This window comes from Seonamhaeicola sp. NFXS20 (assembly GCF_049132085.1).
GTDB lineage: Bacteria > Bacteroidota > Bacteroidia > Flavobacteriales > Flavobacteriaceae > Seonamhaeicola.
In genome coordinates this window covers 417,435-432,821 of record NZ_JAFMPU010000002.1, presented here as the reverse complement: position 1 = coordinate 432,821, position 15,387 = coordinate 417,435, and the positions used below count along the sequence as shown (strand labels likewise).

At 30.8% G+C, this 15,387-nt stretch carries 18 protein-coding genes and 1 tRNA gene; 13 read left to right on the top strand and 6 right to left on the bottom strand.

Annotation, left to right across the window (positions count from 1 at the left end; genetic code table 11):
• Positions 1 to 43: 43 nt before the first annotated feature.
• The 8 genes from J1D01_RS05105 to J1D01_RS05070 all read left to right on the top strand — a co-directional run bounded on the left by J1D01_RS05105 (position 44) and on the right by J1D01_RS05070 (position 6,035).
• The gene (locus J1D01_RS05105; protein WP_421150055.1) at positions 44 to 589 is read left to right on the top strand and encodes a DUF1599 domain-containing protein; all 546 of its coding nucleotides are present in this window, start codon (positions 44 to 46) and stop codon (positions 587 to 589) included.
• Between the two features lie 29 nt (positions 590 to 618).
• The gene (locus J1D01_RS05100) at positions 619 to 975 is read left to right on the top strand and encodes a four helix bundle protein (protein WP_421150054.1); all 357 of its coding nucleotides are present in this window, start codon (positions 619 to 621) and stop codon (positions 973 to 975) included.
• 66 nt (positions 976 to 1,041) lie between these two features.
• Complete coding sequence (locus tag J1D01_RS05095; RefSeq protein ID WP_421150053.1) at positions 1,042 to 2,349, top strand: BT_3928 family protein; 1,308 nt, start codon at positions 1,042 to 1,044, stop codon at positions 2,347 to 2,349.
• 22 nt (positions 2,350 to 2,371) lie between these two features.
• On the top strand, positions 2,372 to 3,448 hold the full coding sequence (locus J1D01_RS05090; protein WP_421150052.1) for an ABC transporter permease: 1,077 nt from the start codon (positions 2,372 to 2,374) through the stop codon (positions 3,446 to 3,448).
• A gap of 54 nt (positions 3,449 to 3,502) precedes the next feature.
• On the top strand, positions 3,503 to 3,988 hold the full coding sequence (locus J1D01_RS05085) for a TlpA family protein disulfide reductase (RefSeq protein ID WP_421150051.1): 486 nt from the start codon (positions 3,503 to 3,505) through the stop codon (positions 3,986 to 3,988).
• Between the two features lie 50 nt (positions 3,989 to 4,038).
• Positions 4,039 to 4,788 (top strand): triose-phosphate isomerase, encoded by a 750-nt coding sequence (gene tpiA, locus J1D01_RS05080; protein WP_372936861.1) that lies wholly within the window; start codon positions 4,039 to 4,041, stop codon positions 4,786 to 4,788.
• A gap of 107 nt (positions 4,789 to 4,895) precedes the next feature.
• Positions 4,896 to 5,729, top strand: coding sequence for a 50S ribosomal protein L11 methyltransferase (prmA, locus tag J1D01_RS05075; RefSeq protein ID WP_421150050.1), 834 nt, complete (start codon positions 4,896 to 4,898; stop codon positions 5,727 to 5,729).
• A gap of 30 nt (positions 5,730 to 5,759) precedes the next feature.
• Entirely contained in the window at positions 5,760 to 6,035 is a 276-nt protein-coding gene (locus tag J1D01_RS05070; RefSeq protein ID WP_372936872.1) for an ATP-dependent Clp protease adaptor ClpS, read from the top strand.
• Position 6,036: 1 nt separating this feature from the next.
• Here the strand turns inward: J1D01_RS05070 and J1D01_RS05065 are convergent, their stop codons facing one another.
• The 6 genes from J1D01_RS05065 to J1D01_RS05040 all read right to left on the bottom strand — a co-directional run bounded on the left by J1D01_RS05065 (position 6,037) and on the right by J1D01_RS05040 (position 10,261).
• Positions 6,037 to 6,303 carry a heavy-metal-associated domain-containing protein gene (locus J1D01_RS05065; protein WP_372936863.1) on the bottom strand — a complete coding sequence of 89 codons (267 nt, stop codon included), beginning with the start codon at positions 6,301 to 6,303 and terminating at the stop codon, positions 6,037 to 6,039.
• A gap of 8 nt (positions 6,304 to 6,311) precedes the next feature.
• Positions 6,312 to 7,721, bottom strand: a complete 1,410-nt coding sequence (locus J1D01_RS05060; protein WP_421150049.1) for an MBL fold metallo-hydrolase — start codon at positions 7,719 to 7,721, stop codon at positions 6,312 to 6,314.
• A 78-nt stretch (positions 7,722 to 7,799) separates the two neighbouring features.
• A complete protein-coding gene (locus J1D01_RS05055; RefSeq protein WP_421150048.1) occupies positions 7,800 to 8,591 on the bottom strand; it encodes a sulfite exporter TauE/SafE family protein in 792 nt (263 codons plus the stop codon).
• Positions 8,592 to 9,005, bottom strand: coding sequence for a DUF6691 family protein (locus J1D01_RS05050; protein ID WP_372936866.1), 414 nt, complete (start codon positions 9,003 to 9,005; stop codon positions 8,592 to 8,594). It abuts the gene before it with no gap.
• A 3-nt stretch (positions 9,006 to 9,008) separates the two neighbouring features.
• Positions 9,009 to 9,566 carry a YeeE/YedE family protein gene (locus tag J1D01_RS05045; protein ID WP_421150047.1) on the bottom strand — a complete coding sequence of 186 codons (558 nt, stop codon included), beginning with the start codon at positions 9,564 to 9,566 and terminating at the stop codon, positions 9,009 to 9,011.
• Positions 9,567 to 9,625: 59 nt separating this feature from the next.
• Positions 9,626 to 10,261, bottom strand: coding sequence for a Crp/Fnr family transcriptional regulator (locus J1D01_RS05040; RefSeq protein WP_372936868.1), 636 nt, complete (start codon positions 10,259 to 10,261; stop codon positions 9,626 to 9,628).
• Between the two features lie 82 nt (positions 10,262 to 10,343).
• Between J1D01_RS05040 and J1D01_RS05035 the strand changes: the two genes are divergently transcribed.
• From J1D01_RS05035 to J1D01_RS05015, 5 genes are all read left to right on the top strand, one after another.
• Positions 10,344 to 10,417, top strand: a tRNA-Arg gene (locus J1D01_RS05035).
• Positions 10,418 to 10,708: 291 nt separating this feature from the next.
• Positions 10,709 to 12,478, top strand: coding sequence for a tetratricopeptide repeat protein (locus J1D01_RS05030; RefSeq protein WP_421150046.1), 1,770 nt, complete (start codon positions 10,709 to 10,711; stop codon positions 12,476 to 12,478).
• A gap of 100 nt (positions 12,479 to 12,578) precedes the next feature.
• Positions 12,579 to 13,685 (top strand): serine hydrolase domain-containing protein, encoded by a 1,107-nt coding sequence (locus J1D01_RS05025; protein WP_372936870.1) that lies wholly within the window; start codon positions 12,579 to 12,581, stop codon positions 13,683 to 13,685.
• A gap of 11 nt (positions 13,686 to 13,696) precedes the next feature.
• A complete protein-coding gene (locus tag J1D01_RS05020; RefSeq protein WP_421150045.1) occupies positions 13,697 to 14,566 on the top strand; it encodes an SDR family oxidoreductase in 870 nt (289 codons plus the stop codon).
• 85 nt (positions 14,567 to 14,651) lie between these two features.
• Positions 14,652 to 15,296: a hypothetical protein gene (locus J1D01_RS05015; protein ID WP_421150044.1), complete on the top strand. Its 645-nt coding sequence runs from the start codon at positions 14,652 to 14,654 to the stop codon at positions 15,294 to 15,296.
• Positions 15,297 to 15,387 lie beyond the last annotated feature (91 nt).

Genomic DNA, 15,387 nt, shown 5'->3' with positions numbered 1-15,387 from the left:
TAAACTTTTTTATGCGAAATTTACACAAAATTCATATTTATTCATGCAAGATACTTCAAAACAATACAACGCGGTAATTGATACGTGTAAAAGTTTATTTATTAAGAAAATGACAGATTATGGAAGTGCTTGGAGAATATTGCGTTTACCGTCTTTAACCGATCAAATTTTTATTAAGGCACAACGTATTAGAGGTTTGCAACAAAATGAAGTTCAGAAGGTAGATGAAGGGCAAGAAAGCGAATTTATTGGTATTATTAACTATTGCGTTATGGCACTCATTCAAATTGAAAAAGGTGTGGTAGAGCAACCAGATTTATCTACAGAAGAGGCTGTAGAGTTATATGAAAAACACATAGCTATAACTAAAAAGTTAATGGAAGATAAAAACCATGATTATGGTGAAGCATGGCGAGATATGAGAGTTAGCAGTTTAACCGATTTAATTTTGCAAAAATTGCTAAGAGTTAAACAAATTGAAGATAATGCTGGTAAAACTTTAGTTAGTGAAGGTATAGATGCTAATTATCAAGACATGATTAATTATGCGGTTTTTGCTTTAATTCATTTGGGAGAATTAAAGCAATAATCAAATTTTAAAAGTAAAAACCCAAAATATTGAGTAATCAAAAGTCATTTAATTTAGAAGATAGAACGTTTGAATTTGCAAGAGATTGTCGTTTTTTAATCAAAAATTTGTCAAAGACAATTTCAAATATTGAGGATGCTAAGCAATTGGTTAGGGCATCTGGTTCTGTTGGAGCAAATTATATAGAGGGAAATGAGAAGCTAGGAGAAAAAGATTTAAAATATAGAATTAAAATTTCAAGAAAGGAAGCCAAAGAAAGTGAATATTGGTTAAAATTGTTGAAATCACAGAACCCTAGTCATTCAAATGATATTGAGAAATTAATAATTGAAGCTGCTGAAATTAGAAAAATACTTTCTGCAATTATCAATAAGTTAGACGGTTAATTGAGTTATATCAAGCAGAGTAACATTATGGGATTTATTTTTTGTTATTTGTAATTTAAAAAATTTATGAAACTATTAGTAAACATTTCAAGAGTATTTGTTGGAGTATTATTCATTATTTCGGGCTTTATAAAATTGAACGACCCTTTAGGGTTTTCATATAAGCTACAAGAATATTTTAGTCCAGATGTACTAAACCTTCCTTTTCTAGAGCCCTACGCACTTGGGTTTTCAATATTTGTAGTAGTTTTTGAAGTTGTTTTAGGCGTATTTTTACTTATAGGATACAAACCAAAATTCACTGTTTGGAGCTTGCTTTTAATGATAGTTTTCTTCACGTTTTTAACTTTTTATTCGGCATATTTTGATAAGGTAAAAGACTGTGGTTGCTTTGGAGATGCTTTAAAACTAACACCTTGGGGCAGTTTTACCAAAGATGTTGTTTTACTAGTTTTTATTTTAGTACTATTTGTTGGCCAAAAATACATAAAGCCCTTATTTAGTAAATTACCAACTACAGTGTTAGCATTGTTAAGTTTTATAATAAGTTTATGGTTTGGGTACCACGTATTAATGCATTTACCAGCTATAGATTTTAGAGGCTATGCCATAGGTAAAAATATAACTGAAGGCATGACTATTCCAGAAGATGCTCCAAAGCCAGTAGTAGAATATTCTTGGAAATTTAATGTAAACGGAAAAGAAGAAGTTATAAAAACTAACGGAACTTACCCTACTGTTGAAGGCGATTTTATTGGAGTAGAAACAAAAGAAATAGAAAAAGGCTATGAACCGCCTATTTATGATTTTTCAATAGAAAATGAAGAAGAAGACTTAACAGAATATTTTTTAAATGAAGAAAATATCATAGTTATAGTATCTTATAGTTTAGAAAAGATTGAAAAAGAAGGTGCAAAAAAGCTGAAATCGTTTACAGAAACAGCCATTAAAAATGGCTATCAGGTTATTGGTTTAACGGCATCTGGTGAAGACACTAAACAAAAAATTAATAAAGATTATGGTTTAAGTTTTAATTGGTATTTATGTGACGAAAAAGCCCTTAAAACAATAGTGCGTTCAAATCCTGGTGTTTTAGAATTAGACAAAGGTACCGTGATACAAAAAGTACATTGGAATGATTTAGAAGATTTTAAATTACCTAAAGTTGAAAGAAAAACTCCTGTTGAGCAAAAAAAAGAAATATTACTATATAGAGTTAATGATAGTATTTCTACCAAAGAAAAAGTAGAAGCAATAGATGCTTCTATAATTGAAAGTATTAATGTAATTAAAGATTCTGTTCAATTAAACCAATTGAATTCTCAAAATAATACTTCATATACAGGAATTATAGATATTAAGTTAAAAGAGTAAAAAAAATCAACAAATAATATTATTGATTAGCTACTTATTAAATAAAATTACTTACGCTATACTCACATTATTTGGGGTAATAACCGTTATTTTCTTATTATTTAATGTCCTTCCAGGAGACCCTGCTCAAATGATGTTGGGGCAAAATGAAGATACAGAACAGTTAAAACTGATAAAACAGAAATACGGATTTGATAAACCTATTTCTACACAATATCTATATTATTTAAATGATTTGTCACCCTTGTCATTCCATTCTAATTCTAAAGAAGATTATACATCTTTAGAAGGCGGAAAATACGCTGCTTCTAAATTATTCACAATAGGTAATACAACAACGGTTATAAAGTTTCCTTACCTAAGAGAATCGTTTACCAAGCAAGGGAAAAGAGTTACCGAAGTTTTGGGCGAAACCCTACCAAATACCTTTGTTTTAGCAGTAACGGCAATATTAATAGCCATATTTTTAGGCGTTGTTTTAGGTATTGTTTCAGCACTTTATAAAGATATGTGGTTAGATAAAGTAATTCAACTAGTAAGTACTTTAGGTATGAGTGTACCATCATTTTTTAGTGCCATTTTGTTTGCGTGGTTGTTTGGCTTTGTATTGCATAAATACACTAATTTAGAAATGACAGGGAGTCTTTATGAATTAGATGATTTTGGTGAAGCTATGCATATAAAGTGGAAGAATTTAATCCTTCCTGCGGTAGTTCTAGGTATTCGTCCGTTAGCAGTAGTTATTCAATTAATGCGAAATTCACTTTTAGAAGTTTTTAACCAAGATTATATAAGAACCGCCAGAGCTAAGGGCTTAAGCGAATTCCAAATTATTAAAAAACATGCCATTAAAAATGCTATGAATCCTGTAGTTACAGCCATCTCAGGTTGGTTTGCTTCTATGTTAGCAGGTGCTGTTTTTGTAGAGTATATTTTTGGGTGGAACGGATTAGGAAAAGAAATAGTAAACGCATTAAATACTCTAGATTTACCCGTTATTATGGGTTCTGTTCTAGTAATTGCAACTATGTTTGTAATGATTAATATTTTTGTCGACTTAATTTATGCTTGGTTAGATCCTAAAGTAAAACTTAGTTAAGTTTTATTTCTGCTAAGCTCAAAATTTCAATATTAAATAATAAAAATGAAGAATATGCATTACCTATTAATACTTTTAATAAGCTTGTTTAGTTGTAACACAGAAAAAACACCCACACAATTTAGTGAAGCCGCTTTAAATGATACTTTTATAACTTTAGAAGGCAATGAGGTTTCGTTTAAATCTATTTTAGAAAAAAACAAAGGCAAAACTATTGTTATTGATGTTTGGGCCTCTTGGTGTGGTGATTGTTTAAAAGGCATGCCCAAAGTAAAAGAGTTACAAGCAGCTCATAAAGATGTTGTGTATGTGTTTTTGTCGTTAGATAAAACACAAGATGCATGGAAAAAAGGTATAAAAAAATATGATGTAGTAGGAGACCATTATTTTATGAAATCTGGTTGGAAAGGACCCTTTGGAAGTTTTATAAAATTAGATTGGATTCCTAGGTATATGATGGTGAATGAAGCTGGCGAAATCGTTGTATTTAAAGTTATTGAAGCTAATGACGAAAAACTTATTGAAGCTCTAAAAAAATAAGTATTTTAGCATCAGTTTTATAACTCATATAATCATAAATACATCATCTAATGAGAAAAAATATTGTTGCCGGTAACTGGAAAATGAATAACGATTTATCTCAAACTGAAACGTTATTAGCAGATTTAAAAAATCAAACAAAAACCTCAAATGCAGAGGTTATGGTAGCACCAACGTTCACTAATCTTTATCAAGCTTATCAAGTATTAAAAACTACAGATATTGAGGTAGTAGCTCAAAATATGCATTTTTCAGAAAATGGAGCTTATACAGGAGAAATAAGTGCAAGTATGTTAAAAAGTATTGGTGTTAAAACAGTTATTTTAGGGCATAGTGAGCGTAGAGAATACTTTAATGAAACAGATGACATGTTAGCTAAAAAAGTTGATGCAGCCTTAGCTAATAATATGCGTATAATTTTCTGTTTTGGTGAAGAATTAGCCGATAGAAAAGCAGGTAAAGAAGAAACAGTTGTTGGCAATCAAATAAAAAACGCTTTATTCCATTTAGAAGCCACAGCATTTAAAAATATCATATTAGCATATGAGCCTGTTTGGGCTATTGGTACTGGTGAAACAGCATCACCAGAGCAAGCACAAGATATGCATGCATTTATAAGAAAAACATTAGCCGATAAATATGGAACAGATGTAGCAGACAGCGTTTCAATTCTTTATGGGGGTAGTGTAAAACCTGCAAATGCCAACGAAATTTTTTCTAAACCAGATGTAGATGGTGGATTAATTGGTGGCGCATCATTAAAAGCAGAAGATTTCTTTGCAATAGTAAATGCATTTTAATAAATAAAATTTATTTGTTATGCTGAATTAGTTGTAGCATTTCAGTAATAACTTCAAAATAACCTCGCGAATTATTATATTCGTGAGGTTTTTAATTTAAAGAAAGTATGTCAAACATCATATATATAAGTTACGAATTTGAAGTACAACCGCTACAACCAGCTACCGAAATTCTTATAGCAGAATTAGGGTACGCCGGTTTTGAAAGCTTTGTAGAAACAGAAACAGGCGTTACAGCATATATTCAAAAAGAAGAATGGCATGAGAATATTTTAGACAATATTCAAATACTAAATTCTGATGAGTTTGAAATTACCTATACATATTCAGAAATAGAGCAAACCAATTGGAATGCCGAATGGGAAAAGAATTTTAACCCTATTGTAGTTGATGATATTTGTACAGTTCGGGCACCTTTCCATGAAAAGTTTAATACAGAGTATGATATAGTTATAGAACCTAAAATGAGTTTTGGTACGGGGCATCATGAAACTACACACATGATGATACAGCATATTTTAAAGGCTGATGTTAAAGGTAAAACGGTTTTAGATATGGGATGTGGTACAGGTGTTTTAGCCATTTTAGCAGAGTTAAAAGGAGCTAAATCTATAGACGCTATAGATATTGATAATTGGTGTTATTTGAATAGTTTAGAAAATGTAGAAAGAAACAATTGTAAACAAATTAGTGTTTTAGAAGGCGATGCTACCTTATTAAAAGGAAAAACTTATGATGTTATAATAGCTAACATTAACCGAAATATTTTGCTTAAAGATATGCAAGCTTATACCGCTAGCTTGAATAAAGGAGGTACGCTACTTTTAAGTGGTTTTTATAATGATGATATACCAGTAATTGATGCCGAAGTTTCAAAATATAATTTAAAAATAGACCAAGTTATTGAACGTAATAATTGGGTAGCTGTAAAGTATATTTAAGATTTTTTTTTAAATTTGGTGTAAGCTATGATGAATACTAAAGAGAAAATACAAGAAGAATTAGACGTTTTAGAAAACGAAGCTAATTTAAACGAAATTGTGTTGTATAACGATGAGGTAAACACTTTTGATCATGTTATAGAAACCCTCATCAATGCCTGTGATCATACACCAGAACAAGCCGAACAATGCTCTATTATTGTTCACTACAAAGGTAAATGTACCGTTAAAACAGGTGCGTATGATGATTTAAAACCACGTTGTACCATGTTATTAAACGCAGGCTTAAGTGCAGAAATAGTTTAAATTACTTCATTCTTCCAATAGCGCAACTTACAAAAGATTTTGCTTTTGTAGTTAGTGCATTTTTGTCTCCTAAAATAGGGTAACCAATTTTAGCCAATAGTGTTTTAGCCTCGTCTAACACGGTGTCATTTTCATAAGAAAAAGATACAGTATTTTTTTCTGGATTAACCTGTACATTGTTAATTAAATCTAACCCTGATAGTTTAGAGGTAATTGTATTAGCGCAACCACCACATTTTAAATTTTGTATTTCTAAAGTTATTTCCATAATTTAATTTATAAAGTTGAAGGACAAACGTAATTAGTTTTTGGTATATTGGTGTTTTTAATATCAGTAAAACCACCTGCAACGTCAACTACATCAAAGCCTCTGGCTTTTAAAATAGATGCAGCAATGACAGACCGGTAACCACCCGCACAATGTAAATAGTATGTGGTTTTTTGGTCAATTAAATTCATATTATTGTTTATATAATCTAGCGGAAAATGTAATACATTATCACCTTCTATATGTTCAGATTTATATTCGCCCTCTTTTCTTACATCTAAAATCTTTATACTGCTTTCTTCATTTCTTTTAGCTAATTCTTCAGCAGATATAGACTCCATAGTTTCAATATCTTTTTTGGCAGCTTTCCAAGATTCCATTCCGCCTTTTAAATAGCCTAAAGTATTATCATAACCAACACGCGATAATCGGGTAACAGTCTCTTCTTCTTTTCCTTCAGGAACAATTAACAAAATGGGTTGTTGCAAATCTGTAATTAAAGCACCTACCCATGGGGCAAAGGCTCCATTAATTCCTATAAAAATAGAATTAGGAATATGCCCTTTTACAAACTCTTGCTCTGTTCTAACATCTAGAATTAAAGCATCTTGTTGATTTGCTACTGTTTCAAATTCCTCTGGGGTCAAAGCAACATCGCCTTTTTTTAATACGGTATCAAAATCTGTATAACCAGATTTATTCATCATGGCGTTTTTTGCAAAATATTGAGGAGGTGGCAAAATACCGTCAAGAACTTCTTTAATAAATTCTTCTTTTGTCATGTCTGCTCTAAGCGCGTAATTGGTTTCTTTCTGTTCTCCTAAAATACCAACAGTTTCTTTGCTTAAGTTTTTTCCGCAAGCAGAACCTGCACCATGAGCAGGATATACAATAATGTTGTCTTCTAAAGGCATTATTTTGTTTCGTAAAGAATCATATAACATGCCTGCTAAATCTTCTTTAGTTAAATCAGATTTAATAGCTAAATCTGGTCTGCCAACATCACCCAAAAATAAGGTGTCTCCAGAAAAAATAGCATGGTTTTTTCCATTTTCATCAATTAGAAGAAATGTAGAAGATTCTAAAGTATGCCCAGGTGTATGTAAAACTTTTATAGTAACATTGCCTAGTTTAAAAGTTTCATTGTCTTTAGCAATATATGCTTTATAATTTGTTTGTGCTTTTGGCCCAAAAACAATAGTTGCGCCTGTTTTTTTAGCCAAATCTAAATGACCTGAAACAAAATCTGCATGAAAATGGGTTTCAAATATGTATTTAATTTTAGCATTTTCTCTATTGGCTTTATCTACATATTGTTGTGTTTCACGTAGTGGGTCAATAATTGCTACCTCTCCGTTAGACTCAACGTAGTAAGCCCCTTGAGCTAAACACCCTGTATATATTTGTTCTATTTTCATTGTTAAGTTTAGTCTTTAAAACTTTTGCAAAATTACAAAATTGTTAATGTTAATTCTGTGACTTTTGTCACATTGCTTCTAGTTTGTTTCTCTGTAAATAATATAAATGGCCATTATTAACGTAAAAAAACCAAAGCTCTTTTTTAGTTTTTTACCACTTATATATTTTGATAAAAATACGCCAATTAAAATACCTAAAACGGATGTTAAGGTGAATAAAATTAGGAATGTCCATTCAATTTCTAAAGTTTGAACATCTCCTATAAAACCAATTAAGGAGTTAATTGAAACTATTATTAATGATGTTCCTACCGCTTTTTTCATTGGAATATTTGCCCAAAGTACTAATGCAGGTACGTATAAAAAACCACCGCCAGCACCAATAATTCCTGTAATGGTTCCTATTATTAAACCTTGAATAAATGTTTTGTAATAGGCTTGTTTTTCATCAGAAATTTTATTGCCCTTCTTGTTTTTAATCATTGAAATGGAAGAAATTAGCATGATAATAGAAAAGAATATCATGATTCCCATTTCTTTGGTTAGAGTTAAGTTTCCTAAAGCAAAAAGTGTATTAGGTATATTGGGTACTAAAAAGCGTCTTGATAGATATACAGCAAGAAAAGAAGGAAACGAAAATGCTAATCCTGTTTTTATATCAACCAACCCTTTTTTATACTTTTGAAAGGTACCTACTAATGATGTTGTACCAACTACAAATAAAGAATATGCTGTTGCAAGAATTGGGTTGTAACCTAAAAGATATACTAATAAAGGTACTGTTAAAATGGAGCCACCACCACCAATAAGCCCTAAAACTAAGCCAACAACTAAAGCGCCTATATATCCTAATATTAGGGTGTTATCCATTTAATGTGGTAGTTTGCTTTTTAAAACGCCGTAAATAAAAGTACCTACTAAGGCAGCTGCAATTACAATTATCATGCTATATACGCCAGTGCCTAATAAAATATACATGGGGCCGGGGCAGGCACCTATTAAAGCCCAACCTAATCCAAAAATGATGCCTCCTAATATATATCTGGTAAATCCTTTTTCTTTTTTAGGAGCATCAATTTGTAAGCCTTCTGTATTTTTTAATTGTTTTCGTTTAGAAATTTGTAAAAAAATAACACCTGTAGCTATAGCTGTACCAATAATTCCATACATATGAAATGATTGGAACCTGAACATTTCGTATATACGAAACCACGAAACAGCTTCAGATTTTACTAAAACAATTCCGAAGAAAATACCAATCAGTAAAAATTTTAAATACTTCATATGTTAAAATATTAAGGGTAAAATAAAGTTGGTCATTATTAAACCACCAATAAAGAAACCAATAACAGCTATTAGAGATTGCTTTTGTAAACTACTAAGACCGGTAATGGCATGACCCGATGTGCATCCGCTAGCGTATCTGGTACCAAAGCCTACTAACAAACCTCCAATTATCAATAGAATAATTGGTTTTATTGATGTTAAGGCCTCTATAGAAAACATTTCATTAGGTAAAAGTGTTGCTCCCGGATTTTCTAAACCTAAATTTTGTAGTTCTGCAATTGTAATTGGATTTAAATTTGTTGGAGACCCGTTAGAAAGAAATTGGGTTGCAATAAATCCGCCAATTATAGCACCTAATACTACAATAAGGTTCCATTTTTGTTCTTTCCAATTGAATTTGAAAAAGTCTGAAAATTTATTAGCTCCTAAAACAGTACACATGGTTCTAAGGTTTGAAGACATGCCAAATGTTTTTCCAAAGTAGAACAATAAAGCCATTACAAATGCAATTAGTGGTCCTGATATATACCAAGGCCACGGATTTAAAATAATTTCCATTTTTCTTTTTTTAGTGTAAAAGTATGATGTTGTATAATGAGCTATGTAACATATGTTACTTAAGCAGAGAGAATCTTAATTTTGTTTCTACCAAGTTGAATTTTTTTCTCATTTTCCAACTGTTTTAAAAGACGCGATATTACAACCCGAGAAGAATGTAAATCTTCGGCTATATCTTGGTGTTTTATAAAAATAGTATCAGAGTCATTAAGCATTGCTTTGTTTACTAAGTATTTATGTAGGCGCTCGTCCATTTTAAGAAAAGCAATACTATCAATAGCATCAAGCATTTCATCAAATCGAGTTTGGTAACTTTCTAAAATAAAATTTCGCCAACTCTCATTACTATGAAACCACTCTTGCATTTTTTGTACAGGAACCATTATAAGAGTAGAGTCTTGTTCTGCTACAGCTCTAATTTTACTTTTAGATGTTCCCATACAACAGGTTAAAGACATGGTACAAGTTTCTCCAGCTTCTAAAAAGTAAATAAGTAAATCGTTACCTTCATCATCTTCTCTTAAAATTTTAATATTTCCACTTAATAATAGCGGAATGTGGAGCATGGGTTGGTTAATATCTATAATGATATCATCTTTAGAGAATGATTTAAATATGCCAACTTCTGATATTTCATCAATAAGATTCTTATCTAAGATGTAGTTAAATTTTTGGTACAGTATTTCTTTATCCATATTTCAAAAATACGGATTTATAAATTTGAAATAAATAGTTTGGTAAAGTTTTAATAAATAGTATATTTGCACCCACAAAAACGGCCACGTGGCGCAACTGAATAGCGCATCTGATTACGGCTCAGAAGGTTGCAGGTTTGAATCCTGCCGTGGTCACTAGAAGAATATATAAAATAAATTAAAACCTTGTAAAATCTTAGATTTGCAAGGTTTTATTTTTTTATGCTTTATTTGTTTTTAATTAGAAATTTATACTCAAAAATCATTATAACAACAGTTTATTCTAATTTTCAATCTACAATGTGCTTTTGATATTAAATGAAAATTAGCAACAAAAACTCAATATTGCTTATTTAAAACACCATTTAAGATTTTTTTGATTATAATAGCATTAAAATTATCTCATCAAGTTTGTAACAAAACAAAATGTTGCTAGTCTTATAATAAATGAAAGAAGTACAATCAATAGCTGTACTGCCATTTGTAAACAGGACCAATAATTCAGAAAATGAATATTTCTGCGACGGCATTACAGAAGAAATTATAAATGCTCTTACAAAGATTGAGCAACTTAAAGTTATAGCAAGAACTTCATCATTTGCATTTAAAGGAAAAGAAGTTGATATAAGAGACGTTGGAAAACAATTAGGGGTAAATACAATTCTTGAAGGAAGTATTAAAAAATCTCAAGATAAGGTTAGAATAACTGCACAGTTAATTGATGTTAATGATGGAATACATTATTGGTCTAAAAAATTTGATAGACAATTAATAGATATTTTTGATTTAGAAGATGAAATTAGTCTTGCTATTGCAGATGAAGTTAGAAACAATTTTGGGCATTTTGAAGTTCAAGAGCATTTAATAGAACAACCTACTAATAATATTAATGCTTATCAATTGTTTTTAAAAGGTCGCTCATTGCAATTAAAATGGACACCCCAAAGTCTCAGCGGAGCAATATCTTATTATAATAAAGCTATAAACTTAGATAAAAACTATGCCAAAGCCTATTATGCCAATTTGCAGTGCTATGGTTTATTGGCAATGTGGGGGTATATGCCGTTTAATGAAGCTATGGAACTTGCTATAAATAATCTTTTAATAGCAAAAGATATTGATGCTACACTACCAGAATATCCGTTATCTTTTGTAGGTAAGTTTTTTTGGCAAGAATGGGATTTTAAGAATGCTTACATTCATATTAATCAAGTACTCGCTATAAACCCAAAACATATTGATGGTCTAGAAGCTATGACCGAATTGTTCATTGCTCTTGGATTTTTTGATGATGCTTTATTTTATGCACACAAACTCTTAGAGGTAGATCCGCTTTCGGCAAATAACCATTACACTTTAGCTCATATTTACTACTATAAAAAAGATTACAATAAGGCATTAAGCAAAATAGAATATGCTTTACAGTTAAATCCAGAATTAGAGTTAGCTCATCACTTACAATGCTTTTGTTTTATTTGGTTAAACAAAGAATTAGAGTTTAAAGAAGCTATTAAAAATATGCCTTTACAGCAGGAAAAAATACTGTTGTTTAAAGCTATAAATGAATCTGATGTTGAAGTTCCTTCTAATTTAATTGCTAAATGGAGTGATTTTAAAAGTGAAGGGAATCTATTAACGCCTTATGATTTATACATTTTGGCTAATTCAAAGCATAAAGACTTAGCTTTTAATATATTGCAGTATAAAATAAATCACAGACGAGGACAAGTCATTAACTTTAGGCAGGAGCCATTTTTAGATCAGTTAAGAAATTACAAAGACTTCAAACAATTGCATCAATCTAATTTATTGAAGTCTGATATTAGTTTATCAGAAAACAAAACTAAACCACTCACAGGTGTTTTAAATGCGAATCAAATTTCTGAGTTAAAACAAAACCTTATTTCTTATTTTGAACAAGAAGCACCGTTTTTAGATCCCCAATTAAATTTAAGTACTGTAGCAAAAGTTTTAGACTTAAACACCAACAAAATTTCTTACTTAATTAATGAAGCCTTTAATGTTAATTTTAATGATTTTGTAAACGCTTATCGTTTAAAGCATTTTAAAAAAATAGCACTTAACCCCAAAAACAGCCACTTAACCATTCTTGGTTTGGCTTATGATAGCGGTTTTAACTCAAAAAGTGTATTCAATACTTATTTTAAAAAAATAGAGAATACTACCCCAAGAGCTTGGATGAAAGCCAATGCGTAGTAAATCTTAATTAGTTCGTTTCAGATTATAATTCAGAACGATTGACTTGTTTTTCTGATGAATATTTGCATCAAAATTAATAATCAAAAAACGAACAAGTATGAAAACATCCATTCAACAATTCAATAATTATTTAACAAACAATTTAGTATTAGTTCTTTTATTAGCTATAACAATGTTAGTATCATCGTGTTCAAGTGATGATGATGTAAACTCTCCAACAATAAACTATACTACCGTTGAAAATTTATTAACCGACATTGATTTTCAAGGTTATGCCATTGTAACTAAAAACGGTAATGATTTAGTACGTCAAGGTTTTGGGTTAGCCAATAAAAGCACCGTATTACCTCAAGATTATAACCTAGCATATAGAATAGGTTCTGTTACTAAAACACTAACAGCAGCAGCTATGGTGCAATTAAAACGAGATGGTTTAATTACTAGTTTTAACCAAACTTTAGATGAATTTGATGCCGAATTTCCAAACGGAAACCAAATTACAATAGCACAGTTATTATCGCATCAATCTGGTATTCCAGATTATCAATTTATAGTTGAAGAAGCCTACGAACAGGGAGCAACTTTAGATGAAGAAGATATCTATGAAGTTATTATAGAAATGATTTCTGAAAACGGTCTCAATTTTACACCAGGTTCTAATAAACAGTATAGTAATTCTAACTTTCTTATTGCTGCTTTATTAGTTCAAGAATTATCTCAAATGTCTTACCACGAGTACATTCAGCAAAACATTTTTAGTCCATTAGAAATGGTAAATACCTATAAAGGTACCAATGTTATTAATACAGATATACATGCCGAAGGTTATAAAAATGGTAGCATTAATAGTACTTATCCAATGACCATTGCTTTTGGTGCAGGAGATTTTAGTAGTACTCCCAAAGACATGGAAACGTGGGTAAACGCAGTAAAAACAAACTGGTTTACAGAAGCTGAAAAAGTAGAAATATTTGCAGAAGACGTACCAAGTGGCTATGTAGATTTTGGTTTGGGCTGGTTTACTACACAAGAAGGTAATACCACATTGTATTGGCATGGTGGCGATATTAATGGCTATTGGAGTATGATTGGTTTTATACCAGAATACAATGCAACCATTGTGCTGTTAAGTAACAACCAAGATGATACAGGAGCACAACGTAATACCATTATTGAGCAATTGTTAACAAACGAGTTTAATTAAACTTATTAATAATGAAACATACTAATGTATTATTAGCAGGAGCTACAGGCTATTTGGGTGGGTATTTATTAAAGGTTTTAATTGAAAAACAAAACCAGGTAGTTGCTATAGTGCGTAACCCAGATAAACTTAAAAATAGTAATGAAAACTATTTAGAGGTTAAACAAGCCGAAGTAACAAATCCTGAAACCTTACGAGACATATGTAAAGGTATAGATACCGTAATTTCTACCATAGGTATTACCAGACAAAAAGACGGAGTAACTTATATGGATGTAGATTATCAGGCTAATATGAATTTGCTTGAAGAAGCTAAAAAGGCTGGTGTAAAAAACTTCGTGTATGTATCTGCTATTAATGGCGATAAATACAGACATTTAAAAATATTTGAAGCCAAAGAAAAATTTGTTGATGCTTTAAAAGCTTCAGGATTAAACTATACCATAGTAAGACCCAATGGTTTTTTCTCTGATATGAAAGACTTTTTGCAAATGGCTAAATCGGGGAGAGTGTATTTATTTGGTTCGGGCAATCAAAAATTTAACCCTATCCACGGAGAAGATTTAGCAAGAGCTATAATAGAAACACTTGATAATGACGTTAAAGAATTTACAGTTGGAGGTCCAGATGTGTTAAGTTTAAATGAAATAAGCCAATTAGCTTTAAACGCTTTTAATAAATCAAATAAAATAACTCATTTGCCTGATTTTTTTAGGAGGTTCACTATTTGGATTCTTAGAAATTTTACAAGTGTTAAAACCTATGGGCCAATTGAGTTTTTCTTAATCTTAATGGCAGAAGATAATATTGCTCCAACTTATGGTAAGTGCCATTTAAAAGATTTTTATATAGAAGAAGCTAAAAAAGGTTTCAAATCATAATTCAGGACGATTGGCCTTCACTTATAATACATCTTTGCATCATCAAATTATTAATCAAAAAACAAACAATTTAACATCAATCACAATGAAAAAACTATTAATCATCTGTTTAACACTTTTTACTCTTAATGTCTTCGCTCAACAAATATCAGAATCATCAAAACAAAGCGAAAACGATTTAAAATACAGAGTGAGTTTTCCTGCCATTATCTTAGCTAATATTGGCGACGGAGGCAAAAGAACCAATACACAACACATCGAATTACACGTTAAACGTGAGCTTGATGATAAAAACATTGTTGGGGTAAAATTTGCTACCTGGAGGTTGTTTCAACCTATGGGAATTCAGTGGTGGGACGGACTCAAAGATAAAATAGATTCTAAAAGTGAATTTTATCCAGGATATTTACGCGAAACAGGTATAGGAATATCGTATCAACGCATGCTTTGGAAAGGATTATTTGCATCTGTAGAAGTTTTACCGCAATACAAAACCTATTTAGATTTAAACGATAAAAAAATAGCAAACGGTTTCAAACTGTATACCTCTTATCATGTGGGTTACCATATTGCTTTTGGTAAAAAGAAACGCATTTTTATAGAACCTCAAATTCATTGTCAAAACTGGATGTTTGATACAAATACACCAGATGAATTCAAAGTATTAGATAAGAAATGGAAATCCTATTTCCTTTTTGAACCTAACCTTTATATAGGTATAAAACTTTAAAACATATAGTAAAGTTGTTGAGGTTGAAGTATCACTCAAAACAATTCGCTTCAATAGATGTGACAACTTTTTAGCATCAAATTTAAATCAA

Coding starts and splice junctions, on each gene's coding strand:
- J1D01_RS05105 (WP_421150055.1), top strand. CDS start 44: ATGCAAGATACTTCAAAACAATACAACGCGGTAATTGATACGTGTAAA.
- J1D01_RS05095 (WP_421150053.1), top strand. CDS start 1,042: ATGAAACTATTAGTAAACATTTCAAGAGTATTTGTTGGAGTATTATTC.
- J1D01_RS05085 (WP_421150051.1), top strand. CDS start 3,503: ATGCATTACCTATTAATACTTTTAATAAGCTTGTTTAGTTGTAACACA.
- tpiA (WP_372936861.1), top strand. CDS start 4,039: ATGAGAAAAAATATTGTTGCCGGTAACTGGAAAATGAATAACGATTTA.
- prmA (WP_421150050.1), top strand. CDS start 4,896: ATGTCAAACATCATATATATAAGTTACGAATTTGAAGTACAACCGCTA.
- J1D01_RS05070 (WP_372936872.1), top strand. CDS start 5,760: ATGAATACTAAAGAGAAAATACAAGAAGAATTAGACGTTTTAGAAAAC.
- J1D01_RS05065 (WP_372936863.1), bottom strand. CDS start 6,303: ATGGAAATAACTTTAGAAATACAAAATTTAAAATGTGGTGGTTGCGCT.
- J1D01_RS05060 (WP_421150049.1), bottom strand. CDS start 7,721: ATGAAAATAGAACAAATATATACAGGGTGTTTAGCTCAAGGGGCTTAC.
- J1D01_RS05055 (WP_421150048.1), bottom strand. CDS start 8,591: ATGGATAACACCCTAATATTAGGATATATAGGCGCTTTAGTTGTTGGC.
- J1D01_RS05050 (WP_372936866.1), bottom strand. CDS start 9,005: ATGAAGTATTTAAAATTTTTACTGATTGGTATTTTCTTCGGAATTGTT.
- J1D01_RS05045 (WP_421150047.1), bottom strand. CDS start 9,566: ATGGAAATTATTTTAAATCCGTGGCCTTGGTATATATCAGGACCACTA.
- J1D01_RS05040 (WP_372936868.1), bottom strand. CDS start 10,261: ATGGATAAAGAAATACTGTACCAAAAATTTAACTACATCTTAGATAAG.
- J1D01_RS05030 (WP_421150046.1), top strand. CDS start 10,709: ATGAAAGAAGTACAATCAATAGCTGTACTGCCATTTGTAAACAGGACC.
- J1D01_RS05025 (WP_372936870.1), top strand. CDS start 12,579: ATGAAAACATCCATTCAACAATTCAATAATTATTTAACAAACAATTTA.
- J1D01_RS05020 (WP_421150045.1), top strand. CDS start 13,697: ATGAAACATACTAATGTATTATTAGCAGGAGCTACAGGCTATTTGGGT.
- J1D01_RS05015 (WP_421150044.1), top strand. CDS start 14,652: ATGAAAAAACTATTAATCATCTGTTTAACACTTTTTACTCTTAATGTC.